Annotated in this window: 25 protein-coding genes; 17 read left to right on the top strand and 8 right to left on the bottom strand. The window is 63.4% G+C overall.

Annotated features, from left to right (window positions below):
- Positions 1-6: 6 nt before the first annotated feature.
- Positions 7-324, bottom strand: a complete 318-nt coding sequence (locus NG900_RS05480) for a hypothetical protein (protein WP_252677622.1) — start codon at positions 322-324, stop codon at positions 7-9.
- Positions 325-586: 262 nt separating this feature from the next.
- On the opposite strand from NG900_RS05480, the gene NG900_RS05475 reads away from it, so the two are divergent.
- The 13 genes from NG900_RS05475 (at position 587) to NG900_RS05410 (ending at position 12911) form a co-directional block, all read left to right on the top strand.
- Entirely contained in the window at positions 587-925 is a 339-nt protein-coding gene (locus NG900_RS05475) for a hypothetical protein (RefSeq protein WP_252677620.1), read from the top strand.
- A 213-nt stretch (positions 926-1138) separates the two neighbouring features.
- The gene (locus tag NG900_RS05470; RefSeq protein ID WP_252677618.1) at positions 1139-1723 is read left to right on the top strand and encodes a PAS domain S-box protein; all 585 of its coding nucleotides are present in this window, start codon (positions 1139-1141) and stop codon (positions 1721-1723) included.
- 162 nt (positions 1724-1885) lie between these two features.
- Entirely contained in the window at positions 1886-2839 is a 954-nt protein-coding gene (locus NG900_RS05465; protein WP_252677616.1) for a LysR family transcriptional regulator, read from the top strand.
- Positions 2840-2899: 60 nt separating this feature from the next.
- Positions 2900-4309, top strand: coding sequence for an FAD-dependent tricarballylate dehydrogenase TcuA (gene tcuA / locus NG900_RS05460; RefSeq protein ID WP_252677614.1), 1410 nt, complete (start codon positions 2900-2902; stop codon positions 4307-4309).
- A gap of 1 nt (position 4310) precedes the next feature.
- Positions 4311-5522: a tricarballylate utilization 4Fe-4S protein TcuB gene (gene tcuB / locus NG900_RS05455; protein WP_289813671.1), complete on the top strand. Its 1212-nt coding sequence runs from the start codon at positions 4311-4313 to the stop codon at positions 5520-5522.
- A 58-nt stretch (positions 5523-5580) separates the two neighbouring features.
- Entirely contained in the window at positions 5581-6903 is a 1323-nt protein-coding gene (gene tcuC / locus NG900_RS05450; protein ID WP_252677612.1) for an MFS transporter, read from the top strand.
- A gap of 546 nt (positions 6904-7449) precedes the next feature.
- Positions 7450-8631: an amine dehydrogenase large subunit gene (locus tag NG900_RS05440; RefSeq protein WP_252677609.1), complete on the top strand. Its 1182-nt coding sequence runs from the start codon at positions 7450-7452 to the stop codon at positions 8629-8631.
- Positions 8631-9188 carry a MauE/DoxX family redox-associated membrane protein gene (locus NG900_RS05435; RefSeq protein ID WP_252677608.1) on the top strand — a complete coding sequence of 186 codons (558 nt, stop codon included), beginning with the start codon at positions 8631-8633 and terminating at the stop codon, positions 9186-9188. The genes NG900_RS05440 and NG900_RS05435 overlap by 1 nt, the downstream gene beginning before the upstream one ends.
- The gene (mauD, locus tag NG900_RS05430; RefSeq protein WP_315862363.1) at positions 9185-9793 is read left to right on the top strand and encodes a methylamine dehydrogenase accessory protein MauD; all 609 of its coding nucleotides are present in this window, start codon (positions 9185-9187) and stop codon (positions 9791-9793) included. Before NG900_RS05435 ends, mauD begins: the two co-directional genes overlap by 4 nt.
- Positions 9790-10338, top strand: coding sequence for a methylamine dehydrogenase light chain (locus NG900_RS05425; protein ID WP_252677606.1), 549 nt, complete (start codon positions 9790-9792; stop codon positions 10336-10338). Before mauD ends, NG900_RS05425 begins: the two co-directional genes overlap by 4 nt.
- On the top strand, positions 10338-10802 hold the full coding sequence (locus NG900_RS05420; RefSeq protein ID WP_252677604.1) for a c-type cytochrome: 465 nt from the start codon (positions 10338-10340) through the stop codon (positions 10800-10802). Before NG900_RS05425 ends, NG900_RS05420 begins: the two co-directional genes overlap by 1 nt.
- Positions 10803-10840: 38 nt before the next feature.
- The gene (locus NG900_RS05415; RefSeq protein ID WP_252677603.1) at positions 10841-11272 is read left to right on the top strand and encodes a c-type cytochrome; all 432 of its coding nucleotides are present in this window, start codon (positions 10841-10843) and stop codon (positions 11270-11272) included.
- 178 nt (positions 11273-11450) lie between these two features.
- Positions 11451-12911, top strand: coding sequence for an amidase (locus tag NG900_RS05410; protein WP_252678437.1), 1461 nt, complete (start codon positions 11451-11453; stop codon positions 12909-12911).
- A gap of 51 nt (positions 12912-12962) precedes the next feature.
- On the opposite strand, the gene NG900_RS05405 is transcribed toward NG900_RS05410, so the two are convergent.
- From NG900_RS05405 to NG900_RS05385, 5 genes are all read right to left on the bottom strand, one after another.
- Positions 12963-13988, bottom strand: coding sequence for a helix-turn-helix domain-containing protein (locus NG900_RS05405; RefSeq protein WP_252677602.1), 1026 nt, complete (start codon positions 13986-13988; stop codon positions 12963-12965).
- A gap of 211 nt (positions 13989-14199) precedes the next feature.
- Positions 14200-15060 (bottom strand): LuxR family transcriptional regulator, encoded by an 861-nt coding sequence (locus NG900_RS05400; RefSeq protein ID WP_252677601.1) that lies wholly within the window; start codon positions 15058-15060, stop codon positions 14200-14202.
- A 129-nt stretch (positions 15061-15189) separates the two neighbouring features.
- Positions 15190-16104 (bottom strand): dioxygenase family protein, encoded by a 915-nt coding sequence (locus NG900_RS05395; protein ID WP_252677599.1) that lies wholly within the window; start codon positions 16102-16104, stop codon positions 15190-15192.
- 97 nt (positions 16105-16201) lie between these two features.
- Positions 16202-17587 (bottom strand): MFS transporter, encoded by a 1386-nt coding sequence (locus NG900_RS05390; protein ID WP_252677592.1) that lies wholly within the window; start codon positions 17585-17587, stop codon positions 16202-16204.
- A gap of 108 nt (positions 17588-17695) precedes the next feature.
- Positions 17696-17887, bottom strand: a complete 192-nt coding sequence (locus NG900_RS05385; protein WP_252677590.1) for a tautomerase family protein — start codon at positions 17885-17887, stop codon at positions 17696-17698.
- Between the two features lie 307 nt (positions 17888-18194).
- On the opposite strand from NG900_RS05385, the gene NG900_RS05380 reads away from it, so the two are divergent.
- Positions 18195-18764 carry a YdeI/OmpD-associated family protein gene (locus tag NG900_RS05380; protein ID WP_252677588.1) on the top strand — a complete coding sequence of 190 codons (570 nt, stop codon included), beginning with the start codon at positions 18195-18197 and terminating at the stop codon, positions 18762-18764.
- A 112-nt stretch (positions 18765-18876) separates the two neighbouring features.
- A complete protein-coding gene (locus NG900_RS05375) occupies positions 18877-19998 on the top strand; it encodes a sensor histidine kinase (RefSeq protein ID WP_252677586.1) in 1122 nt (373 codons plus the stop codon).
- Positions 19999-20107: 109 nt separating this feature from the next.
- Here NG900_RS05375 and hpaC read toward each other — a convergent pair whose 3' ends face one another.
- Positions 20108-20605, bottom strand: coding sequence for a 4-hydroxyphenylacetate 3-monooxygenase, reductase component (gene hpaC / locus NG900_RS05370; protein WP_252677585.1), 498 nt, complete (start codon positions 20603-20605; stop codon positions 20108-20110).
- Positions 20606-20847: 242 nt separating this feature from the next.
- On the opposite strand from hpaC, the gene NG900_RS05365 reads away from it, so the two are divergent.
- Positions 20848-21483 (top strand): response regulator transcription factor, encoded by a 636-nt coding sequence (locus NG900_RS05365; protein WP_252677583.1) that lies wholly within the window; start codon positions 20848-20850, stop codon positions 21481-21483.
- Between the two features lie 63 nt (positions 21484-21546).
- Here the strand turns inward: NG900_RS05365 and NG900_RS05360 are convergent, their stop codons facing one another.
- The gene (locus NG900_RS05360; RefSeq protein ID WP_252677581.1) at positions 21547-23049 is read right to left on the bottom strand and encodes a sensor histidine kinase; all 1503 of its coding nucleotides are present in this window, start codon (positions 23047-23049) and stop codon (positions 21547-21549) included.
- 251 nt (positions 23050-23300) lie between these two features.
- On the opposite strand from NG900_RS05360, the gene NG900_RS05355 reads away from it, so the two are divergent.
- Positions 23301-24491, top strand: coding sequence for an acyl-CoA dehydrogenase family protein (locus tag NG900_RS05355; RefSeq protein ID WP_252677579.1), 1191 nt, complete (start codon positions 23301-23303; stop codon positions 24489-24491).
- Positions 24492-24519: the final 28 nt, after the last annotated feature.

Raw genomic sequence — 24519 nt, 5'->3', positions numbered from 1 at the left:
CGCTTGTCAATGCCGCGTCGTTGGCCAAAGCGTATTGGGGTCCGCTCCAAGCGCTTTGGCAATGGTCAGACGAACGCGCTTCGCCCCCTTGCCCGCGATCGAGGAAGACAGCAGCTGCGGGGTGACGTCGTCCAAGCCCAGCTTGTCGGAGAGTTCGCGCAAGGTGACCTTGCCGAAACGCTCATGCAGAAGATGCCTGACGAGCGGTATATGGCGGGGAAATTCACAAGGCGCGGACGCGGGCTCTGCGATTTCGCTTCGCCTCCTGTCCTCTTTCGGATGGATCGAGACATCCACCGATTGAGGGAGCCGGTCATCGGTCATGGACCGACTTAAATTCGCCAGGGCTTCAGCGATGTTTCGCCCTGTGCTTGAGTGCATCGTATCCGGCGTAACCCAGACCGCAAAATAGTGCCCATTTTCTTGGTACACCCTGATTTTGCAGACCAAATCCATATGACGCCGATCACTCAATCAAAAAAGGCTTATTGGTGATTATTTTTTGCCAATAAAACAACCTGAAAATCGCGGCTGCAATGTCCCGCAAAAGCCTAGAATTCTTGCCCTGCGGAGAGCCCCGCCCTTTTTGCCGATCCAGCGCCTGAAGACTTCCCCGTTCTTCAAAAATGGTGCGGCTTATTTTTATTTGGCTTTCACCCGTCATCTTATTGATGATGGCCCGCGTATCAGCACCGAAGCAATTACCGCCCCCTCGCAGAAGGACGAGGGAAAACCCCCCACCCAAATCTACGAGTCAGCTCTGGCCTTCGACGGCTTGCGGATTTGCGCACTTCCCCGTTGCCTTCCCTGCGTCGATCTCTTGGAACCGAGCGCGGGATGGGCATTCTTATTCGACATGGTGCCGACACCACATATTGTCGAGAACGATAACAGACGCTATTCTGGCTGGCACCCTGCTAATTAGAGGGTAAGACTCTGCCAGACGACGCCGCCCATGCTGGCCACCTCTTGGCCAAGGCTGCTTAGGTCAACGTATCCGGAGCGCGGAAAAGTCGGCAGGAATGCTGCGATCACGTCCACTGCAACCGTTTGCGACCACCTTTGAGTGCAGCATTCTGAATATTGCGTATCGGCAGCGGGCCATCGTTTCTTTTATTGCAATCAAAAGCGGCAGACCATGGAAGTCCTCAATGATGTGAGTGCGATCGCTTTGGCCGATAGCCTTCCGGACGCCGTCTTCATGGTCGACGAGACCGGGCGGATTCGCTACGCCAATGCAGTATGGAAAGACATTCTTGGATATCAGCCCACCGAGCTTGTCGGCCAATTCATGCTCGAACTCGTAGCGCCAGACGATCGCGACAGAACGCAGCGGGAAGCGGGGCGGGTTCGGGCAGGCGGCAAGCGCACGGGATTCGAGAATCGCTATCGGCATCAGCTTGGCAGCGACGTCCACTTGTCTTGGTCGGCGCAGTGGAATGTGGAACATCGGTTGCGCATCGGCGTGGCGCGTAACGTCACCGCGTTGAGGACACAGGCGGGGCCCAGCCAGCTCGCGCAACTCAAAGGAAGCCTGGCCCCTCACGAATGCAAGGTCTTGCACCTGCTGCTGACCGAAGCCGCAGAAAAACAGATTGCAGAACAGCTTGGCCTGGCCGTTTCCACGACGCACTCCTACATCACGAACATCTATCGCAAATTCGGTGTGCGTGGCCGCGCGGGTCTGATGAGCCTTTGGCTCAAAGAGATGCTTAACCGCTGAGGCCATCGGCCTGCGCTCGATAGCGAACCGGTTGGCGCGACGCGTTCGACGGCTTGTCAGAGAGCGCTGCAAAAAGGGGGCCCTGGCATATGCGCGCCATGACGCCGCTCGCGATGCGCAGAACCTGAGAGAATTCGGATCTTCTCGCGATCATTGCTCCCCATGGAACTCAGACAGCTTCGATATTTCCTGGCCGTTGTCGAGCACGGAAGCATGGGCAAAGCGGCGCTTGAACTGGGTGTCGTGACGTCTGCGCTCAGCCAGCAGATCAGCCGCCTCGAAAGCGAACTGTCAACGCGCCTGCTGCAACGCACGTCCAGCGGCGTGATACCGACCGACGCAGGTCTCGCTTTCTGGCGACAGGCGCAGCTCGCATTGCGTCACGTCGATGACGCCGCGCAAGCCGCGCGTGCGGCCCGGCTTTCAGGTCACGTGAGTATCGGCATGGCGCCCAGCACCGCAAGCGTGCTGGGCGTTGCGTTCATGCAGTCCATGCGCGAGCGCTATCCCGATGTTCGTTTGCGTATCGTCGAAAGCCTGTCCGGCTATCTGGAGTCGATGTTGAGCGCCCGGCAGATCGATCTTGCCGTGCTCTTCCGGGAGCAGCCCTCACAGAGATGGAGCGTGCTGCCGCTTCTCGATGAGCGGCTCTTCGTTATCGGAGTGGAGGATCTGCCCGGCATGCCCGCCAAAGCGAACGTTCGGCTCGGGCAACTGGGGGACTTGGGCCTGATCCTGCCCAGCGGCCCGCACGGTTTGCGCTCGCTTCTCTCAGAGGCATTCAAGCGAGCCAGGTACGAACCGCGCATCGTCGCCGAAGTCGACGGTCTGGCGCTGCTCATGGATTTCGTGCGCAGTGGCATGGGCGCGACGATCCAGCCTGGCGCAGCGCTGGCGCGCGCCGAAAATGCGACCCTCGCCAGCGTGCCGCTTGCCGAAGCCTTTGCGGCACGGCCGAACCTGATCACGAGCGTGTCGGACGAAGAGCTTTCGCCTGCAGGGCTTGCGGCGCGCGTGGTGCTTGCGGATGTCGCGCGGCAGCTTGTTCGCGAAGGACGCTGGCCGGGCGCACACCTGCGCGACGAAGGGTCTTCACGAAACCTGAAGACCCGTTGACGCCGCGCTGATGGCGGCTGACGAGGACGCGCCATACAGTGCTTCCGCAAGGAGGCATGTATGGTTGACGTACTGGTCATCGGGGGCGGGAACGCTGCACTGTGCGCAGCACTGATGGCGCGGGAGGCTGGAGCATCGGTGCTGATGCTCGAATCCGCGCCGCGGGCATGGCGTGGCGGCAACTCACAGCACACGCGCAATCTGCGCTGTATGCACGACGCACCGCAAGACGTGCTCGTCGATGCATATCCCGAAGAAGAATACTGGCAGGACTTGTTGAAAGTCACGGGTGGGCAGACCAACGAGCATCTTGCCCGCCTGACGATTCGTGCGTCGTCGACTTGCCGCCCCTGGATGCAGAAGCACGGCGTGCGCTTCCAGCCGCCGCTGTCGGGTGCGCTGCATGTTGCCCGCACCAACGCCTTCTTCATGGGCGGCGGCAAAGCGCTGGTCAACGCCTACTACCGCAGCGCAGAAAAACTTGGGGTGCGCATTCGCTATGAAACGCCCGTCGATTCCATCGAACTGGATGGCGATCGGTTCGTTGCTGCGCGCAGCGGCACGCAGCGTTTCGAGGCGCGTGCGTGCGTGCTCGCCGCCGGAGGCTTCGAATCGAATCGCGAATGGCTGCGCGAGGCATGGGGCCAGAACGAGCGTGGCGAATGGCCTGCCGACAATTTCCTGATCCGCGGCACGCGCTTCAATCGCGGTGTGCTGCTCAAATCCATGATCGACGCGGGTGCAGACGCCATCGGCGATCCTTCGCAATCACACTGCGTCGCCATCGATGCGCGGGCCCCTCTCTATGACGGCGGTATCTGCACACGCATCGATTGCGTCTCGCTAGGCGTCGTCGTCAACCGGAACGCCGAGCGCTTCTACGACGAAGGCGAGGATTTCTGGCCCAAGCGCTATGCCATCTGGGGCCGACTCGTGGCGCAACAACCTGGGCAGATCGGCTATTCGATCATCGATTCGAAGGCAATTGGCCGCTTCATGCCGCCGGTCTTTCCTGGCGAAAAGGCTGCGACGCTGGCCGAACTGGCCCGCAAGCTCGATCTTCCTGAGGCGCAGTTCATGGAGACGCTGCGCCGCTACAACGAAGCATGCCGCGTTGGCAGCTTCGATCACACAGCACTCGATGACTGCCATACCGAGGGCGTTGTCCCGCCCAAGACGCACTGGGCGCAGCCAATTGACGTGCCCCCGTTCTACGGCTACGCCCTGAGACCGGGCATCACGTTCACCTATCTGGGTCTGAAGACCGATGATCAGGCACGGGTCCACTTCGGGGGCGAACCGAGCGGCAACCTGTTCGTCGCTGGCGAAATGATGGCGGGCAACGTGCTTGGAAAAGGCTATACGGCAGGGGTCGGCATGTCGATCGGCACGGCATTCGGGCGCATCGCCGGCACCCAGGCCGCGCGTTACGCGTTGCAAACATCCGGAGTTGAAAGTGCACAAGCCTGACATGCCCGCCGCACGGACGGGCCTCCCTTCACACGATGCCGCGTCTTCAGCACGCGAGACGCAACTCTCAGCGTCGCGCGTGATTCCAATCCTGGCGATGACGGCAAACGAAACCGAAGTGGCACGGCAGATGCAGATCTGCAACGCATGTCGCTACTGCGAAGGGTTCTGCGCCGTTTTCCCTGCGATGACACGGCGCCTTGCATTCGGCAAGGCCGACGTCAACTACCTTGCCAACCTCTGCCACAACTGCGGTGCGTGTTACCACGCATGCCAGTACGCGCCTCCGCACGAGTTTGCCGTCAACGTCCCCAAGGCAATGGCGAAGGTGCGCCTGGAGACCTACACAGAGTACGCATGGCCTGCATCGCTGGGGGGCCTGTATCAGCGTAACGGGGTGACGGTATCCGTGGCCCTCGCCTTCGGCCTGGCGATGTTCCTGTTGCTTGGCGCGGCGATGTCCGGCGGGCTGTTGCACAACGTGGGAGATCACGTGGGAGGCAACTTCTATGCGGTCTTTCCACATAACCTGCTGGCCGCAATCTTTGGCGTGGTCTTCCTCTTCGCTGCCACGGCACTGGGCATCGGCGTGACGCGGTTCTGGCGGAACGTATCGGACGGCCGCGCGGCAACCAGCGCACCCGCACTGGCCGAAGCCGCGAAAAACGCCTTGACGTTGAAGTATCTGGATGGCGGACACGGCGACGGCTGCAACGAGTCTGACGATGCGTTCACCCTGGCGCGGCGGCGCTTCCATCATCTGACCTTCTATGGCTTCCTGCTGTGCTTTGCCGCAACGGCGGTTGCCACGCTGTATCACTACCTGCTCGGGCTGCACGCGCCCTACCCGCTGCTCAGCTTGCCGGTGCTGCTCGGCACCGCGGGTGGTATCGGCCTGATCGTCGGGCCAGCGGGCCTGCTTTGGCTCAACCTGCGCCGTCACCCCGAGCAAGGCGATGCGGCGCAACGCCCGATGGACAGAGCGTTCATTGCGCTGCTCCTGATGACCAGTGCGTCAGGCCTGGCACTTCTGGCCTGGCGCAGCACATCGGCAATGCCGATGCTGCTGGCGGTCCATCTGGGCATCGTCATCGCACTGTTCGCGACGCTGCCGTATGGAAAGTTCGCACATGGCGTGTACCGCTCCGCGGCGCTATTGAAGTCCTCGATTGAAAGACGGCAACGAAACAACATCGCGCTCGGCGCGGATTAACGCATCAGCAGCGAGGCGGCGCATCTCGCCGCTGCGCCATACAACAGGAGACATCGCAGTGACCCCCACCCGTCAACTCGCCGTGGAGCACACCAGCTCGCGCGGATCAAAAGCCGCCGCCGTGCTACGCGTAACGAGCGGCAACTTTCTCGAGCAGTTCGACTTCTTTCTTTTCGGCTTTTACGCCACCGCAATCTCCAAGATCTTCTTTCCCTTGGCGGACGAATTTGCCTCGCTGATGCTGACCTTCGCCGTGTTTGGCGCCGGGTTCCTGATGCGTCCGCTCGGCGCAATCTTTCTGGGTGCGTACATCGACAAGGTCGGGCGTCGAACCGGTCTGATCGTCACGCTGGCGATCATGGCAAGCGGGACGATCCTGATCGCCTGCGTGCCCAGTTATGCCTCCATCGGCATCGCTGCGTCGGTGCTGGTACTGATCGGCCGGTTGTTGCAGGGCTTCTCCGCTGGCGCCGAGCTGGGCGGTGTTTCCGTGTATCTGGCGGAGATCGCGACGCCCGGGAACAAGGGCTTCTATACGAGCTGGCAATCGGGCAGCCAGCAAGTGGCCATCATCGTGGCGGCTGCGCTGGGCTATGCGCTCAACCAGTGGATGGCCGCAGAGCAGTTGGCTGTGTGGGGATGGCGCATCCCGTTCTTCCTGGGCTGTGCCATCGTTCCGTTCCTGTTCGTGCTGCGCCGTTCGTTGAAAGAAACGGCGGCCTTTGAAGCACGGCGCCATCACCCTCGATCGGCCGAAGTGTTCGCGATGCTGGTGCAGAACTGGAAGGTCGTCATCGGCGGCATGCTGCTCACAGCGATGACCACCACGACGTTCTACCTCATCACCGTCTACACGCCGACCTTTGGCAAGGCCGTGCTGAAGCTGTCGACAAGCGACAGCCTGATGGTGACACTGCTCGTCGCACTGTCGAACTTCATCTGGTTGCCAATCGGCGGGGCCATTTCAGACCGCACCGGCCGCAAGCCCATCCTGATGGCGATTACCGTTCTGGCCATCTGCACGTCGTATCCAGCGCTGTCCTGGCTTGCAGATGCACCGAGCTTTGGCCGCATGCTGACCGTGCTCCTCTGGTTCTCGTTCTTCTTTGGCATGTACAACGGCGCCATGGTCGCAGCGCTGACCGAGGTCATGCCGGTCGAGGTGCGTGTGGCGGGTTTTTCGCTGGCGTTCAGCCTGGCGACGGCCGTATTCGGCGGGTTCACGCCAGCGCTGTCGACCTACCTGATCGAAGTGACCCACGACAAGGCGGCGCCCGGCTATTGGCTCAGCTTCGCCGCACTCTGCGGGCTGTGCGCGACCCTCGGGTTGTATCGGCAAAAGCAGCGGGATGCTGCCCCCGTCGCTTCGCCGACCCCGTAGCGCACGACCCCGCCGATGCTCCCGGCGAGGTACGTGCCCCCACATCACAAAACCTGGTCGGCCTCTCGGTCGAGCCCGGCGGCACCTTGCCGGCGGAAGCTGCCACCAGAACCACGCCGCGCACAGGTTCGGGGCGATCCACGGCCACCATGCGCCGGGAAGTTGCCCCATGCGTGGCCGACCACCCCGGCCAGCCGCGCTTCTCGCGTTCGGAGCGACGGCGCTCGCTAGCCGGCAAATAGCACATCAACAAACCTGCGCAGCCCGGCTGGCGCGCAGCGCATCCCCCGCCACCCCGGCGCCAGGGAAAACCCTATTGCGAATCCTCGCGATGGAACTTGCGGATGGGCATGCCGACAATGTCGCGCATGTCTGCCGCGATGCGTCCGTCGTAGAGAAATCGAGGGGTATATCGCCGGAGATGTCAATCCGGAAATCCCACCCCCTGAGCCCGTTTCTGAATTACCGAATTTGGATACCGCTCGCACGAGGGGCGTACCTAAGCTGTTCGTCAGCAAACTGAATGTTGTGATCTGGAGTGAACCCATGACCTTTCGCCCGTGGTCGCGATCCTGTCGCACCGTACTGGCTGGCTGCGTTGCAGCGTTCGCGGCAACCGCGGCCATGTCGGCGCCACCCGAGTTGCCGGTGGACCAGCTCACCGTCACCAAGCTCCCGGCGCCCGACGCCAACCGCGTCTACGTTTCCGACCCGACCATGGGGCACCTGGTCGACGGCCGCCTGCACGTGATCGACGGCAACACCATGCGCTACCTCGGCATGCTGGGGATGGGCTTTGCCGGGCAGAGCGCGCTGTCGGCCGACAAGCACGAAATCTTCGTCGCCAGCACCTACTACAGCCGCCTGCAGCGCGGCACGCGCACGGATGTGATCGAGGCCTACGGCAGCGACGACCTGACCTTCAAGTACGAAATCGAGATCCCGCCAAAGCATGTTGAGGCACTGCAGATTCGCGGCCTGCTGACCCCCACGCCCGACGGCCGCTTCCTGCTCGTGCAGAACGCCACGCCGGCCACGTCCGTCACGGTGGTCGACCTGCAGCAAAAGCGTGTGGCGGCGGAAATTGCCACACCGGGCTGCTGGGGCGTGATTCCGTGGCCGCAGCAACCGCGCCGCTTCTCGGCCGTTTGCGGTGACGGCACGCTGGCCACGTTCGAACTGGACGACAAGGGCGCACAGGCTAAGCGCACCGCAAGCGCCGCGTTCTTTGACCCGGACAAGGACCCGATCTTCATGCACTTCGAGCCGGTCGGGAACCATCTGTATTTCGTTTCCTATCATGGTCAGGCGTACGGCATGGAGCTGACCGACCAGGGGCCGAAGTTCGACGCACCATGGCCGCTCGTTCCGGCAGCCGACAAGAAGAATGGCTGGCAACCGGGCGGCTACCAGCTCTTCACGATCCGGCCCGACGGCAAGCGGCTCTATGTGGGCATGCATGACCACGCCAGCGAAGGCAGCCACAAGACGCCTGCCAAGCAGATCTGGGTGTATGACCTGGCAACGCACCAGCGCATTGCGCGCACGCCGGGTTACGGGTCGATTGCGATGAGCGTTTCACGCGGCAACCAACCACGCCTGTTCGTGCTGGATGGCGAGCACAACGCACTGCTGTCGTTCGACATTGCGAACGAGCGCGGGCTGCAAAAGCCGCTCAACCGCCTCGACAACCTGGGCGAGACGCCCGTGCATGTGGAGCTGCATTGATGAACCCACTCACCCCTCTGTTGCTTGATCCCGTGCTGGGACACACCGCGGCGGCAACGCTCGGTGCGCTGCTCATCCTGGGCGGCGTGAGCAAGCTGCGCGAGCAGGAAGTCTTTCGCGATGCGCTGGCCAACTATGCGTTGCTGCCGCAATCGCTGGTCGGCTTCACGGCACGTGCATTGCCGATGGGCGAAGTGCTGGCCGGTGTGCTGCTCCTGCCGGTGGCCACCCGCTCGGTCGGCGCCGTCCTGGCCGTCGCGCTGCTCGCGCTCGTCACCGCAGCCATTGCGATCAACCTGGCGCGCGGCCGCCGGCAGATCGACTGCGGCTGCGGCGGCGCAAGTCACACGCCGTTGAGCGGCGGCCTCATCGCCCGTAACACGGTGCTAGCGCTGCTGGCCGTGGCGGCTGCCCTTCCCATGCAAGCGCGCGAGATTGTCTGGCTCGATTACGTCGCCATCGGCTTCGCTACCCATTTCCTGCTCGGCCTGTATCTGTCGGCCAACCAACTGCTCAGCAACCACCCCCGACTTATCGAACTGAGGACCCTGCCGTGACTCAAGCTCTTCTTATCTCCAACGTCATGCTGTGGGTTGCCGTGCTGACCCTGCTTGTCGCCGTCATCGCGCTGTCGCGCCAGATCGGGATCCTCTATGAGCGCATCGCGCCCATGGGCGCCCTGACCATGGATAGCGGCCCCAAGGTGGGCGAAGCGTCTCCGGTGTTCCAACTGCCGTCGCTCAACGGCCAACCGGTCGACATCGGTGCGGCCGGCGCGAAGAGCCAGCTGCTGTTCTTCCTCTCGCCCACGTGCCCGGTCTGCAAGAAGCTACTGCCGATCCTGAAATCGATCCGCACGGTGGAATCGAGCTGGCTGAACGTGGTGCTGGCGTCGGATGGCAACCAGCCCGAGCACGAGGCATTCCAGCGCCGAGCAGAACTCACCGCGTTCCCGTACGTGCTGTCGGCCGAACTGGGCATGCGCTTTCGCATCAGCAAGCTGCCATATGCCGTGCTGATCGACGAATCGGGAAAGATCCGCTCCAAGGGCCTGGTCAATTCACGTGAGCAGCTCGAAAGCCTGTTCACCGCGCGCGACCTCAACGTAGCCTCGGTGCAGGAATACCTCGACCAACCGCAATTTGCGAAGGAGCGAGCATGAAGTCCTGGCTGGATCTCTTTGATCACTTTGCGGAACGCCGGACCCGCACGATTGCGCAGCAGGTGTCCCGCCGCAGTGCGCTGATCGGAGTCGGGCGGGTGCTACTGGGGACGGCGCTGGCGCTGCCGGTGCTGCCGTTCGACCGCTCGTCGCAGGCACGCGCTGAAGGTCACGGCGGCGGCGGCAAGCACAAAGACCCTGCCACCGAGACGGACTGCGACTACTGGCGTTACTGCGCGGTGGACGGTTTCCTCTGCTCGTGCTGCGGCGGCAGCGCCACGTCCTGCCCGCCAGGTACCAGCCCGTCGAAGGTGGCGTGGGTCGGTACCTGCCACAACCCGGCAGACGGCCGCGACTACCTGGTCAGCTACAACGACTGCTGCGGCCGGACCACCTGCGGCCGCTGCTTCTGCAACACCAACCACGGCGATCGCCCGGGCTACCGCATGGGCGTGCACAACGACGTCAACTGGTGTATGAGCAACGACAGCTCGGTGTACCACTGCACGACGTCGATCATCGTCGGCGTGGCGGAGAAGGACTGATGAAACGATCGAATCTCTTGAACCTCGCGCTGCCTGTGCTGGCAGCCACCTCGATGGCAGCGTTTGCCCAATCGAGTGCAACCGGCACCGGCGCCACCACGTTCACCAACGTCTGCGTGGCTTGCCACCAGGCGGGCGGCGCGGGCATGCCCGGCCTGGCGCCCGCGCTGGCCGGCACGCTGGCCAAGCCGCTGGCGGGCGATGTCGGCAAGCGCTATGTCCAGCTGGTCCTGCTCAATGGCCTGAGCGGCCATATCAAATCGCAAGGCCAAAGCTTCAACGGCGCGATGCCGGCGCAGGCGCAGCTCGATGACGCCACGCTGGCGGCCGTCGCCACCTACCTCGCGCAAGACCTGAACGGGTTGAAGGACGTGTCCTTCTCTGCGCAGGATTTTGCACAGGCCCGCGCACAGCATCCGACGCACAAGGAGCTGCGCAGCCTTCGCGAACAAAGTGGGCTGTGAAGATGCACCACCGAGCGGCCCTCCGCGCCCTCCGCGCCATGATGGCCGCGTCGCTGCTTGCCAGCGCGCTGGCGGCAGCGGCGCAGCCGGGCATGGCATCGCCGCAGCGCAACTATCTGCAGTACTGCTCCGGATGCCATCTGCCGGATGGTGCCGGCATGCCGAGCAAGGACATCCCGCCGATGAAGGACAAGGTCGGCCGCTTTCTGGAAGTGCCCGGCGGCCGCAACTTCATCGTGCAGGTGCCCGGTGTCATGAACACACCGCTCAACGATGGCGAAGTCGCAGCGCTCATGAACTGGATCCTGCACGGCATGGCGAAATCCAGCACGCCGCCCAACACCCCGCCCTACACGGCCGAGGAAGTGGCACGGCTGCGCGCAACACGCCCGAGCGACGTCCCCGCAGTCCGTCGCGAGTTGGTCGACAAGCTGCGCGCCAAGGGCGTACCGCCTGACCAGCTGCCCTGATCGGCTCCCCACATCAGCAAGTCCCACATCCGCAATGGACCGGAAAGGACGCGTCACGCGCGGACTCAATAAAAACAGACCCACACAGGAGACAGAGGCCATGCCCTCGAATAACGACTTTGCGCCGGACCGCCGCACGTTCATGAAGACGACATTGGCCGGCGCTGCCGCGCTCTCGATGCCGCTTGGCTGCTATGCCGCGTCGGGGCGCGACATCGTCGAGATGGAAGCGACGCAACTCGCAGTGGCCATCGGCTCGAAAGCCGTGTCGTGCCGCGAAGTAATGCAGGCCTACCTGGCGCAGATCGACCGCATGAACCCCAAGGTCAACGCGCTGGTATCGCTGCAGAACCGCGACGACCTGCTCAAGCAGGCCGATGAGCGCGATGCCCAGCTCGCGCGCGGCCAGCGCATGGGCTGGATGCACGGATTCCCGCAGGCGCCCAAGGATCTGGCAAGCACCAAGGGCATCGTTACAACGCAGGGCTCGCCCATCTTCAAGGATTACGTTCCCAAAGCCGACGCGATCGTGGTCGAACGCGCGCGCAAGGCCGGCGCCATCCTCATCGGCAAGAGCAACACGCCGGAATTCGGCCTCGGCTCACATACCTACAACACCGTGTTCGGCACGACGGGCAATGCGTTCGACCCGACCAAATCGGCCGGCGGCAGCAGCGGCGGCGCCTCGGTGGCGCTGGCCCTGCGCATGCTGCCGGTGGCCGACGGCAGCGACATGATGGGCTCGCTGCGCAATCCGGCGGGCTGGAACAACATCTTCGGTTTCCGCCCCTCGTTTGGCCGCGTGCCTTACGGCCCCACCAACGAAGTGTTCTACCAGCAGCTTGGCTATGAAGGCCCGCTGGCGCGCAACGTAACCGATCTGGCGATGCTGCTGTCGGTGCAGGCCGGCGCCGATTCACGCGTGCCGCTGTCGATCCAGCAGGATCCAGCCATCTTCACACGGCCACTCAAGCGCGCCTTCAAAGGCGCGCGGATCGGCTGGCTGGGTAACTACAACGGCTATCTGCCGATGGAGCCCGGCGTGATGGAGCTGAGCACGCGGGCGCTCAAGCACTTCGAAGCCATCGGCTGCACCGTCGAGGCCGTCCAGCCCGACTACCCGATGGAGAAGCTGTGGCAGACCTGGCTGACCATGCGTGCCTTCCTGGTCGCCGGTGTCGCAGGCGGCCTCTACGCCGACCCGAAGAAGCGCGCCATGATGAAGCCCGAAGCCATCTGGGAAATCGAGAATGGCTTGAAGTTGACCGCCGCAGAGGTCTACCAGGCATCGATCAACCGATCGGCCTGGTACCAGGCGCTGAATACGCTGTTTCAACAGTACGACTACCTCGTGCTGCCCTCGGCCCAGGTGTTTCCGTTTGACGCCAAGCTGCACTGGCCGAAGGAGATCAACGGCAAGCCAATGGACACGTACCACCGCTGGATGGAGGTCGTCATCGGTGGCTCTCTCTCGGGTCTGCCCGTGTTGAACGTGCCGGCAGGCTTCGGCCCCACCGGGTTGCCGATGGGCCTGCAGGTGATGGGCCCCGCGCAAGCCGATCTTTCGGTGTTGCAGATCGGCTATGCGTATGAGCAGGCCAGCGGTTACGCCAAGGTGCGCAGCCCGCTGCTGGGTTGACGAAGCATGGAGTGCCCGCCCCGAGTTTTCACGGCGGGCACTGCGTACCAATCAATGCTGGCGGTCGCTCGACTCACCAGTGGCGCGCTTGAGTGTGTCGGACGGCAGTTCGCCAAACTGGCGTTTGTAGTCGGCGGCGAAGTTGCTGAAGTGCCAGAAGCCCCATCGCGCGGCAATGTCTTTGACACCGAGCCCGCTTTCCTGTGCATGACGCAGCTCGCGGCGCACCGCATTCAGGCGTGCCGCACGCAGATACCGCTGCGGGCCCATGCCAAGCGCATCCTGAAAACAGTATTGGAGCTTGCGGCGGCTCGCCCCCACCTGGCTGCACAGGTCCAAAATCGAGATCGGCGCCTCCGGGTTGGACAGCACGAGGTCGCACGCCTTCTGCACGATCTTCCTTCTGGCCGCGGCCGACTTGATGTCGGTCAACGGCATGCCGACAGACATGGTTTCCAGCAACTCGCACAGCAACGCATCCTGAAACAGCCGCGCCGATGATGCGTCATGGACCAGCGCAGGATTGACTTGCGACATTTGCAGCGCGCGCCACAAGCGATCGCGCAACGCATGCATAACGCCATCGGGAATCGCCAGCCCCGCCGGCGCAGCCGACCAAGGCACCTGCCGATCGGCATGAATGCGCTGCCACAAATCCTGCAGCAATTGCGCATCCACCGTCACGCCCATCAGGTCGGACTGGGCTGGGCTGCAAAAGTCGATTTTTCCGTAGCCGACCAGCATCGTGTCCAGCCTCACGCGCTGGCCACCGAAATAGCCGTCGTCCCGCGCGGTGGTCGGAACCCCCAGGGCGATATAGCCGGGGCCGATGGCGCCGCGTTGCCGCAAGGTCTGGTTTGTGACCTCGCGAAACAGGTGCATCTGCGGCAGAACCGCCTCGGTAAAGACGCCGTGAAAACGGCCACACGAAAGCTGGTCGTACTGCAAATCCCAGGCACGCGGCAGGCCTGCCGTATAGGCGTCGATATCGATCGCTTCGTAATGCCGCAGCGCGTGTGCCAACGGCTGCGGCGCGGCCGCGGCGCCGGCGAACATTTCAGATTCAGTCGCGATCATCTGTCACTCGTTGCGGTCGCTCATGAGACCAGGCTTGATGGCCCCGACATGCAGCGTGAGCGCCCTCAAACCCGCGCAACCGCGGTCCCTCCGGTGCGTAGTGTCACACTTCGCCCCAGAGCCGTAAACAGCGAAACGTTGGCGTGGCGATGTCGATTTCACCTCACTTTTTCTGGCGTTTCCGATACCCAATCCGGGCGCGCATGTTTGCTCAGGCCACCGCATGCAACTGGCGATCCGCCTTCCCTGGCGCCACCGTCATCATTTCAGACAGACATCGCACCAGCCGCGCGGTTGACGACACGCCGAGCTTCTCGCGCACGCTGCGCAACTGGTGGTCGACCGTGGAGAACGATCGATTCAGCTCGCGTGCGATTTCCTTGTAGGTCATGCCCTTTGCAACCATGCGCGCGATGCGCAATTCAGCGGGCGTCAGCACGGCCAGTGCCGTATCTCGCGGTGCGATCGTATCGTCCCCGGTGTGGACGGTGGCGGCAATCTGTTGTGCGACCGCCAGGACCGGGCCAAGCACGGCCTCGGTCAGCAAGGTCAGCGGTTCGATACGCGCGTCCGTGCGGATTTGCGCGGGCTCAAGCCAATCGGCACAGAGCAGGCCGACCGGATGGCCGGCATCCCAGAGCGCAATCGAAAGCTTCGAGCGGGTGCCGATGCTCAGCAAATGCGTGCGCATCTGCGTGCCGATGTGTCCCTGCTCGGCAACATCATCGAAGACGACCGGACCGCGCGCGGCCCAGACACCAGCCACGCTCGCGTCTTGCACGTTCATCGGCTCGCCAACGAGTGACGGCACTGCGCGCCCCGGGCGTGTTGCCTCGGCCAGCGGGGCATACATGGCCTGCGTGGGCAACGCATACCCCCCGTCAACGCGATCCGCATCGAGCAGATCGCGCAGCCATTCGACCGTCAGCCGCCAGCACTGCTCCGGGTCATCCAGGTGCAAAAGCAGATGCGCGGCAAGATCGCGCACCGGTTGCCACGGCAGCGTGTTGCGATCATCGAGCAACCGGCAGCGCAATGCCTTTTGCGCTTGCAACAAGCCTTCACTCTGCATCGGCGCCCTCCTCCCTTACGCAGCGTCGGTTGACATGGGGACATGTGGGCCGCTCGACCGGCCCGCCGCGCGGTGCGGTGGGGCCTCGTTTGCGACCTCGTACCCGTACCGCGCTCCAGCCGGCAACGTTCAGGCGGCCTTTTCGTAACGGCTTGCCGGCACGATCTCGTCTTCGCATTCGGCCGCTTGCATGCGGAAGTCGAAGCGCACCCGCGTGAACGGCCCATTCACACCCAGCGACGCGTAGCCGGCAGCGTCCTGGACTTTCTCGAGCGTGACGACCAGGCCGTCGCGCGTGGCGAATGCGAAGTCGTCATCCAGGAACGTGTCGCCCGGAATGTTGATCTGCGTGGTCAGCGCGCGCTTGTCCTGCCCCGAAACCAGGAAGTGGATGTGCGCGGGACGGTTGCCGTGGCGGCCCAGCAGCGCGAACAGTTCCGACACGGGGCTGTTTGGCGGAATGGCGTAACCCGGCGGCAGGAAGCTGCGGAAGCGGTAGTTGCCTTCCGCGTCGGCCTGAATGCGGCGGCGCAGGTTGTAAGCCGGTTGATCGGGGTCAAAATGCGAGTAGCGGCCCAGCTCGTTGCAATGCCAGACATCCACCAGCGCGTTCGGCACCGGCTGCCCGTTCAGGTCGAGCACGCGGCCTTCCATGACGAGCACTTCGCCCTTGCCTTCGTTGCCCTCGTCCAGCCGCACTTCACGCTGATGCAGCGGCGCACCTGCCACATACAGCGGCCCTTCAATGGCGCGCGGCGTGCCCACTGCGCGGCCTGCTGCGGCGTCGGCCTCGTCTTCCAGAATGTCGAGCAGGCGGTCGAAGCCGAGGCCAGCGGTGATCAGCCCGACCATGTCCGCCTGCCCCAGGCGCGCGAGCCATTTGGCTGCGGCCCAGAATTCATCGGGCTTCACCTTGAATTCTTCGATGGTGCGGAACAGGTCGCCGACGATGCGCGCGGTAATCGCTCGCACGCGCTCATCACCCTGCGCCACCTGGCGTGAGTTCACCAGGTCCAGCAACTGTTTTGTGTTCATGTCAGCCAATTTGATGTCTCCTTAATAGATGCCCAGCTTAGGGCCGCAAACGCTTTGTGATGCCTGGCCGCGGCGCAGCCATGCGGATTCCAATGAGGTCGGTTGTCTACCGCGTGTGTGCGGCGCTGGGCTCCCTTGGGAACGCCAACACCACGAGCGCACCCACCACCAGTACCGCTGCGGCATAGAGCAGCCCGGAGGTGAAACTATGGGTCAGGTCATGCAGATACCCGATCGCCACCGCGTTGAGCGCGGCGCCGACAATACCGGCGGCATTGACGATGGCGATGCCGACTGCACGGTGCCGTGCGGGCAGCGCGAGATCGGGCAAGGTCCAGAAGACGGTCATCGCCGCATAGGCGCCGGCGGAAGCGGCACACAGGCCAGCCAGCTTGGCGAGCGGCCCCACGGGTAACGCAGTGAGCGCCCAGCCGGCAGCGGCAAACACCATGGGCAGCGCCACGTGCCAGCGCCGCTCCTGGTGCTTGTCAGAGCGCAGGCCCCAGACCAGCATCGCGACGATCGTGCAGACGTGCGGCACGGAGGTCAGCACGCCGATGGCCAGGTTGCTGCTGCCCTCGTTGAAGCTCTTCACGATCTGGGGGACCCAGGTGCTGATCATCCCCAGCGTGTTGACCAGCAGGAAATACGCAAGCGCCAATTGCAGCATGGGCAGCGAGAACAGCGCTTGCATCAGCGAGGTTTCGGCCGGTGCGTTGGCACCTTGTTTGGATTGCGCCGCGTCCCGCGCCAACATGGCGGCCAGGCGGCCACGTTCGGCCTGCGTCAGCCACGTCGCCTTGTCAGGCGTGTCATCCAGATAACCCCAGACCACCACGCCCAGCAGCACCGAAGGCAGCCCTTCCAGCATGAACAGCCACTGCCAGCCATGCAGGCCGTGCAAGCCGTTGAGCTTGAGGATGTAGCCCGAGACGATCGCGCCCAACGCCGAAGTCACCGGCATCGCAATCATGAACAGGGCGTTGGCACGCGCGCGGTAAGCCGCCGGGAACCAGAAGGTCATGTACAGCAGCACGCCGGGCAGAAAGCCCGCCTCCGTGATGCCGACCAGGGCGCGCAAGACGTAGAGACTGTTGGCGTCTCGCGCAAACATCGTGGCGGTGGAGGCAAACCCCCAGGCAATCATGATGGCCGCAATCCAACGACGCGCCCCCAGCTTGCCGAGCATGATGTTGCTCGGCACGCCGAACAGGATGTACACGCCGTAGAACACCGTGGAGGCCAGCCCGAACTCGGTGGCGGAAAGCCCAAGGTCCTTGCCCATGGTCAATCCGGCAAAGCCGATGTTGATGCGGTCCAGGAACGAAAACACGAACAGCACAAACAGCAGCACGACCAGCCGTCGATAGATCTTCCTGACAACGGCTTCATCGAGCGCGGCATCGGCCTCTCGTGCCGTTGCGCCGGCCGATGGCAATGCTGCGGGGGTGGATGCGACCGCGTCGAATACGGCTTCGCCCTCTTGTCTCATGGAATGCCTCCTTGGTGCGGTGTTGGCCACGATCGGCTGCGGGCCTCTGCCTCTGTCCTGCCCCTCCGTCTGGAAGGGCGACCGTGGTGTGAGTTGTGATGGAGGGCGTCAGCGCCCCAGCGCCAGTGCAGTCTTTCCCCCGATGGCGTAGTCGGTTTTCGGCACATCGAGGAACATCACCCGGACCGATGCTGCTTCAACGCCAAGGGTGTCGACGGCGGCCTGCGTGACTTCGGCAATGAAGGCCTCCTTCTGCGCTGGCGTACGCCCCTCGATCAGGTAGATCTGCATGACCGGCATTGCGCTGTCTCCGTTTGAATGCGATGGGTGTCATCGGTGATCGCAGCGTATGCCGCGCGCGCGATTGGCGATATTGGGTCGCATTTGCGCGCGCCTACTGAGTTCGGGCATGCCCTCTAGGTATTACCTTTAGGCCGACCGATGGAAACGACTGCCCCCGTACGGTGATCGGGTGAGAAGGCAAGGCAGTGCGGCTCCGACGGCCGGGATTGCCAAAGCGCATTCGCGAACGCGTCGATTCCGCACTACCATCCACTCCGGCAGCCGGCAGCCGGCGCCGCTGACCCCTCACACCAGGCCCAGGCAGATGCACAGTCCAACACTCACGCTCACCGATCAGGAAGCCTGGGAAGCCTGGCTCGAAGCCAACGCAGAGGATGTGCCCGGCGTTTGGCTCCGCATCGCCAAACGATCTGCCGAACAATCCACGGTGTCTTATGCGCAGGCGCTTGAAAGCGCCCTTTGCTACGGGTGGATCGATGGTCAGAAGCAGGCGGAAAACGAGCACTACTGGCTGCAGCGATTCACACCCAGAACGGCCAAAAGCATCTGGTCCAAGATCAACAAGGCAAAGGCCGAGGCATTGATCGCGGCCGGAAGGATGCGCCCCTCAGGGCTTCGCGCCATCGATCAAGCCAAGCGTGACGGGCGCTGGGAGGCTGCCTATGCATCGGCGAGCACGTCGACGGTGCCCGATGATCTGCAGCAGGCCCTCGACGCCAACCCGAAGGCCAAGCAATTCTTCGCGTCCTTGAATAGCCAGAACCGGTACGCCATCCTATTCAGGATCCAGAACGTGAAGAAGGCCGAAACACGGGCGAAGAAAATCGCTCAATTTATCGACATGCTGAACAATGGCGAAAGGCTCCACCCATAGCTTTCGCGCTGACGGGGCACAGCATTGACCCTTCCCACTGAACGTGGATAAATGAGACGCGCCACACGCAAGACGGCATCTCAACATGGCTTTCGCAACCACGAGGAAACCCATGAACCTATCCGACTTTATCGAGGCAAACCTGCCCGCGCTGATCGACGACTGGACCGACTATGCCCGCAAGGTGAGCGTTGACCGCGTTGATCTTTCCGAACCGCAGTTGCGCAATTCGGCCCGAGGTCTTCTCCTTCGGATCGCCGCAGACATGCGTGAAAGCCAGACATCTGCACAGCAGCACGCCAAATCCTGGGGCGACCGCCCCGCGTCGGATTCGGGCTTCAATGAAGCGGCCCATGAGCATGCAGACGACCGCCTCTCGCAGGGATTCGGAATCAACGATGTGGTGGCGGAATACCGCGCGCTGCGTGCCAGTGTCCTGCACCGATGGCAGCAGGCGCCGCACTCTGACGCTTCGGCATTCCAGGAGATGATCCGGTTCAATGAGGCGGTCGATCAGATGATCGCAGAGTCGGTGCGGCAACACGCACATCGAACGGAGCGCATTCGCGACCTGTTTGCCGGCGTGCTCGCGCATGACCTGAGATCCCCTCTGGGCGCGATCCTGGCGTCACAAGAGCTGCTCCTGCGCGACGAGGGCCTCTCTTCACGCAGCGTAAGAGCGGTGGAATCCACGCAGCGTAGTGCGATGCAGATGAAACGGATGATTGACGATCTGCGCGTCTTTACGCGCACTCGCCTGGATGATGCATTGCCCACCAGTTTTTCCCCCCAGGACATGGGGCATCTGTGCAGCGAGGCGATTGAAGAAGTGCGCGCATCGTATCCGGACGCACAGATTGATCTGCGACTTGTCGGCGAACTCAGTGGCACATGGGACGGAGGCCGAATCGGACAATTGGTGGTCAATCTCTTGACCAACGCCGTTCGCTACGGCGCGGGGCCGATTGTGGTCGAAGCGCGGGCCGACCACGAGCAGATGACGATCGTGGTGTCCAACGAAGGCAACCCCATACCGAAGTCCGCCTTCCCAACGCTGTTCGACCCGCTCACGCGGGCAACGCTACCGGACCGCAGTGGTGCCGCCGCCGGCATGGGGCTGGGTCTTTATATCTGCCGAAGCATTGCACAGGCGCATCATGGGACGATCACCGTTCAATCCTCCGAGCGAGGGACGACCTTCACGGTGCAAATACCTCGGTCGGTCTCTGCTTGAACTGTCGTCACGAAGAATGTAGAACAGCGCGCACAGGCCGTCGGCAAGGCACAGAAAAAAAAAGAGGGCTCCCGAAGGAGCCCTGCAACCGACAAAGAAACCCGTCAGATCATCCGGCGCGCTGCACACCATGAAAGTGCCGGTTGAAGTACACCAGGCTGCCGCCGTCTTCCCGCACGGCAATCCGATCGAGCTGCACGAAGATCACGGAGTGCGAACCCACCTCCTTGAAGTCGCAGATTCTGCCCTGGAGCTTGACGATCGCGTCGCGCAGGGCCGGCTGATCGGCGCCGGCGTCTTCCCAGATATCCCAGCCAAAGCGCTCTTCCATCGGCACCTGGGTCATGCCGGCAAAATGTTTGGCCAGCTCCTCCTGTTCGCTGCTCAGCACATTGACGCACAGGCGACCGTTGCGCTCGAAGATCGGGTGCGAAGCGCTCGAACGGTTGACGCACACCAGGATCGTCGGCGGGCTGTCCGTCACGGAACAGACGGCGCTTGCGGTAATGCCGCATCGGCCGGCGCTGCCTTGGGTGGTGATGATGTTCACGCCTGCGGGCAGATGTGCCATAGCCTGGCGGAACTCAGTCTGGCTCACGGGGATCATGGTGGCGTCCTCAATACGTTTCGACTTCGGTGAGACGAAGCGTAGGCCACCCCTCCAGGTTCCGCTATTGACGGCGACTCTCCGTATCAGCAGGGAAGTGGCAGCGCAAATACGTGTTTTCTTTATCGCGGGCGCCTTGATCGTTGGTGTACGCTTGCCTCCAACAGAGCCGGGGAGCCGATCAACGCTGCGTCACGCGCGGCACGGCCCCTTCGAGCCACGCCTACAAGATCCCCCGAGACATGAACGCCCCCTCCGCCACCGTCTATATCGTCGACGACGACAACGAACTCCGCGCATCGCTCGTATGGCTGCTCGAAACGGTATCGGTGCAGGCAGAGAGCTATGCCAGCGCCAAGGAGTTTCTCGCCGCCTACGACCCGAACCGGCCCGCCTGTCTCGTGCTGGACGTGCGCATGCCCGAGACCGGCGGCTTTCAGCTCCAGCAGATGCTGAACAACCAGGGGGCGACGCTGCCGATCATCTTCGTATCGGCGCACGGCGACATCCCCATGTCGGTCAAGGCGCTGCAGAACGGCGCCATCGACTTTGTCGAAAAGCCGTACAACCCGCAGCAGATGCTGGAGCGCATTCAGGGCGCGCTGCAGCAGGCCATCCAGCTGCATGACAGCGAGGAGCAGCGCAAGAAGATCCGCGCGAAGCTCAACAGGCTGACCGAGCGCGAACGCGAGATCCTGTGCCGGGTGCTCGACGGCAAGGCCAGCAAGGTCATTGCCGACGAACTGCACATCAGCGTGAAGACCGTCGACGTTCACCGCACGAAGATCCGCGAGAAGCTCGGGGTCGTCAGCACCGCCACGCTGGTGCGCGAAGTCATGGAAGTCTGGCAGAAGGCCCCAACCGGCAACTGGACTTGAGCCGCGGGGAGCCGCGGGGAGTTGCGTTGAGTTGAGCGCCGCTTCAGAACGCGGCGGCACGCGCTAGCGAGACACCTCCGCATCGCCGGCGGACAGCAGCGGCAGGTTGAACACGAATGACGTGCCGATCGGCACGCGATTCTGCGCCCAGATGTCGCCACGGTGCCGTGAGACGATGCTCTTGCACAGCGCCAGCCCGATGCCGTTGCCGCCCGGCTTGCCGGAAAAGAAGCCACCAAAGATGCGCTGGTTGTCCGTCCCTTGTTGCAGGCCACGGCCAAGGTCGTGCACGGCCAGCATGGCCTTGCCGCCGGACTGCCACGTCTCGATCCTCAGCACGCGGCGCTCGTCCGGCAACGCCGCCATCTCTTCGATGCCGTTGAACGCGATGTTGAGAATCACCTGCCCGATCAACACCTTCTCGCAACTGATCGGCAACGGATCGTCGCTCAACGCAAGTTCCAGGCGCACGTTGGCCTCAGCACACTTGAGCGAGATGAAGTAGACGCTGTCGCCCACGATGGCGTTCAGGTCGGTCTCGACCTCGGCCTGCTCCAGCTTGACGACGTACTCCCGCATGCTCTTGATGATGACCGACGCGTGCTCGATCTGCCGGGCTGCGCTCTCCAGGCCATAACGGATGGGCTCCGGGTCGGCATGGTTCTTCGCCAGCCGCATGGCGGCGCCCTCGATGAAGTTGCGCGTGGCGGCCAGTGGCTGGCTGAGCTCGTGCGCAATCGTCATCGCCATTTCGCCCATTGCGTTGTAGCGCGCGAGGTATTCAATTTCGCGCTCCCGCTCGCGTTCGAGCGACTCGGTTTCCACCTGCAGGGTGATGTCGCGAAACAGCAGCAGGTAACCGCTGAGGTCGTCTTCGATCTCCACATACCGCGAGGTGGCCTGGTGCCAGCGCAGGGCGCCGGCGGCCGTGCGCACCCGGTAGCGCATGGAGAATGCGCCGCGGTGGGCTGGATCCGCCGCCACGTTCTCCCGCAGGATGGGCGTGATCGGAGTTTCGCAGAACACATCGAACGATGCGCCCAGCACGTCGGCCTGGGGCCGCTCCAGAATGCGGCAAGCGGATTCGCTCACGTAGACCACGCAGCCGGCTGCATCCACCACCAGCACGCCTTCTGCCAGATCCTGCATGAATTCGCGCAGCCGGCTTTCAGAGCGCCGCAGTTCGCGCTTGAGCGCTTCTTCTGCGGCGATGTCCCGGAACTGCACCATCAGCACGTCGCGGTTCTCCAGCGCGACACGGGTGGCGATCGCTTCCGACAGGATCTCGTTGCCGTTCTTGGCGCGATAGCACCACTCGATCACGCTCTGGCCGGTGCGCGCAGCCTCGTCCAGCCATTGCAGCCCGACCTCGCGCCGGTATTTCTCCGCGCTGCTGGTCATGTCGGGCGCCTTCAGCGCCGGGAATTCCTCCAGCGTGAAGCCAAGCGTGTCACGCGCCGCGCGGTTCGCCCACACGATGGACTTGGTCTCGGCGTCGTGAAGGATCACGCGCAAGGTCAACGCCTCGACCATGCGAAAGAAGTCGTCTTGTCCAAACCGGTACATGGGATTCTCGTCGGGTCCCGCCACCCAGGCATGTGCGCATGCGAGCGCGGCTAGTTCAAGTCTGCAGCGTACCGCTGCGGTGGTCCGATCCGTATAGGGAATTCCTTTACCCCGCCCCGGGAAACCCCACGAAAGAGCGCACCCCGCTCCAATTGTTGGGCGTCGGGGGCCTCCATAGACTGGCTTCAACGATTTGCGCAGATCAGCGCCAGCTTGCTGATCCGGGCCAAGCCACCCATTTGGAGACAGCCATGTTGCATTCCGCCGTGTCGGAAAGCCGCCTAGACAACCACCCCAGCGCTACCGCGGCTGCTTGCGCTGATTCCCATACATCCGCAGACGTGTTCAATCAGGTGCTGGCAGAAATCCGCGCGCGCCGCGAAGAGTTCGACGCGAAGCGGCACGTGCCGAAAGACATGGTGGCGCGGCTCAAGCAGATTGGGGTCTATCGCGCGGCCACCCCGCGCTGCTTTGGCGGAGATGCACGCTCGCCGTCCGACTTCCTGCGCCTGATCGAGACCATTTCTGAAGCGGATGGCTCGGCGGGCTGGGTGGCGAGCTTCGGCAGCGCCGCCGTGTACCTCGCCGCACTGCCCCGCGACACACTGGCCCGCCTCTATGCGGACGGCCCCGATATCGCTTTTGCCGGCGGCCTGTTCCCGATCCAGCCGGCCCAGAAGGCCGACGGCGGCTGGCGCATCAGCGGCACGTGGAAGTTCGCTAGCGGCTGCAAGGGCGCCGACGTGCTCGGCGTGGGCATCGGCACCGGCAACGGCGGCAAGCCGCTCACCGCCGTGCTCCGACCCGAAGCGGTCGAGATCGTCGAGAACTGGGAAGTCATCGGGCTGCGCGGCACCGGCAGCCATGACTTGCGCATCAAAGATGCCTTCGTCGCCGACGAGTGGACGTTTGTCCGCGGCGGCACGCCCTCCATTGACGAGCCGCTCTATCGGTATCCGTCGATTGCCTATGCAGCACAGGTGCTGGCGGTGGTGAATCTGGGCGTGGCCCGTGCCGCGCTGGATGAGGTCTCGGTCATGGCGGGCGGCCGCAGCGGCATCACGGGTGCCCCCAAGATGGCCGATCGCGCCTACCTGCGCATTGCGGTGGCCAAGGCCGAAGCCACGCTGCGCTCCGCACGCGCGTTCTTCTACGACGCGACCGACGCGGCGTGGGATTCGATCCTCAAGGGCGACGCCGTCTCGCCGGAACAGACCAGCCTGCTGCGCCTGTCCGCCGTGCAGGCAGCACGTGCGGGCGCGGAAGCCGTGCAGACCGCCTACCTGCTGGCCGGCACGGCCGCCATTTACGACGGCCACCCACTGCAACGCTACCTGCGCGACGCCATGGTGGTCACGCAGCACGCCTTCCTGGGCGAAGGCATGTACGACGGCGCCGGCTCCGTCTTCCTGGGCGTGCCGCCGATGCCCGGCTACATCTGATTCCACCTGTTCCATCCATCCCTCGGGA

It is taken from the genome of Ralstonia soli (assembly GCF_023955655.1).
GTDB classification, from domain to species: Bacteria; Pseudomonadota; Gammaproteobacteria; order Burkholderiales; family Burkholderiaceae; genus Ralstonia; species Ralstonia soli.
The sequence above is the reverse complement of the archived record's forward strand: the minus strand, read 5'-3'. Positions and strand labels throughout refer to the sequence as shown.

Bases quoted from the DNA above. Each gene is read 5' to 3' on its own strand.
- NG900_RS05385 (WP_252677590.1), bottom strand. From the start codon at position 17,887: ATGCCGGTCATGCAGATCTACCTGATCGAGGGGCGTACGCCAGCGCAG.
- NG900_RS05400 (WP_252677601.1), bottom strand. From the start codon at position 15,060: ATGCAGAGTGAAGGCTTGTTGCAAGCGCAAAAGGCATTGCGCTGCCGG.
- NG900_RS05360 (WP_252677581.1), bottom strand. From the start codon at position 23,049: ATGTACCGGTTTGGACAAGACGACTTCTTTCGCATGGTCGAGGCGTTG.
- NG900_RS05410 (WP_252678437.1), top strand. From the start codon at position 11,451: ATGCCGCTTGGCTGCTATGCCGCGTCGGGGCGCGACATCGTCGAGATG.
- NG900_RS05415 (WP_252677603.1), top strand. From the start codon at position 10,841: ATGATGGCCGCGTCGCTGCTTGCCAGCGCGCTGGCGGCAGCGGCGCAG.
- NG900_RS05420 (WP_252677604.1), top strand. From the start codon at position 10,338: ATGAAACGATCGAATCTCTTGAACCTCGCGCTGCCTGTGCTGGCAGCC.
- NG900_RS05380 (WP_252677588.1), top strand. From the start codon at position 18,195: ATGCACAGTCCAACACTCACGCTCACCGATCAGGAAGCCTGGGAAGCC.
- NG900_RS05375 (WP_252677586.1), top strand. From the start codon at position 18,877: ATGAACCTATCCGACTTTATCGAGGCAAACCTGCCCGCGCTGATCGAC.
- NG900_RS05425 (WP_252677606.1), top strand. From the start codon at position 9,790: ATGAAGTCCTGGCTGGATCTCTTTGATCACTTTGCGGAACGCCGGACC.
- NG900_RS05470 (WP_252677618.1), top strand. From the start codon at position 1,139: ATGGAAGTCCTCAATGATGTGAGTGCGATCGCTTTGGCCGATAGCCTT.
- tcuA (WP_252677614.1), top strand. From the start codon at position 2,900: ATGGTTGACGTACTGGTCATCGGGGGCGGGAACGCTGCACTGTGCGCA.
- NG900_RS05355 (WP_252677579.1), top strand. From the start codon at position 23,301: ATGTTGCATTCCGCCGTGTCGGAAAGCCGCCTAGACAACCACCCCAGC.
- NG900_RS05465 (WP_252677616.1), top strand. From the start codon at position 1,886: ATGGAACTCAGACAGCTTCGATATTTCCTGGCCGTTGTCGAGCACGGA.
- NG900_RS05440 (WP_252677609.1), top strand. From the start codon at position 7,450: ATGACCTTTCGCCCGTGGTCGCGATCCTGTCGCACCGTACTGGCTGGC.
- NG900_RS05480 (WP_252677622.1), bottom strand. From the start codon at position 324: ATGACCGATGACCGGCTCCCTCAATCGGTGGATGTCTCGATCCATCCG.
- tcuB (WP_289813671.1), top strand. From the start codon at position 4,311: ATGCCCGCCGCACGGACGGGCCTCCCTTCACACGATGCCGCGTCTTCA.
- NG900_RS05405 (WP_252677602.1), bottom strand. From the start codon at position 13,988: ATGATCGCGACTGAATCTGAAATGTTCGCCGGCGCCGCGGCCGCGCCG.
- NG900_RS05435 (WP_252677608.1), top strand. From the start codon at position 8,631: ATGAACCCACTCACCCCTCTGTTGCTTGATCCCGTGCTGGGACACACC.
- NG900_RS05390 (WP_252677592.1), bottom strand. From the start codon at position 17,587: ATGAGACAAGAGGGCGAAGCCGTATTCGACGCGGTCGCATCCACCCCC.
- hpaC (WP_252677585.1), bottom strand. From the start codon at position 20,605: ATGATCCCCGTGAGCCAGACTGAGTTCCGCCAGGCTATGGCACATCTG.
- NG900_RS05365 (WP_252677583.1), top strand. From the start codon at position 20,848: ATGAACGCCCCCTCCGCCACCGTCTATATCGTCGACGACGACAACGAA.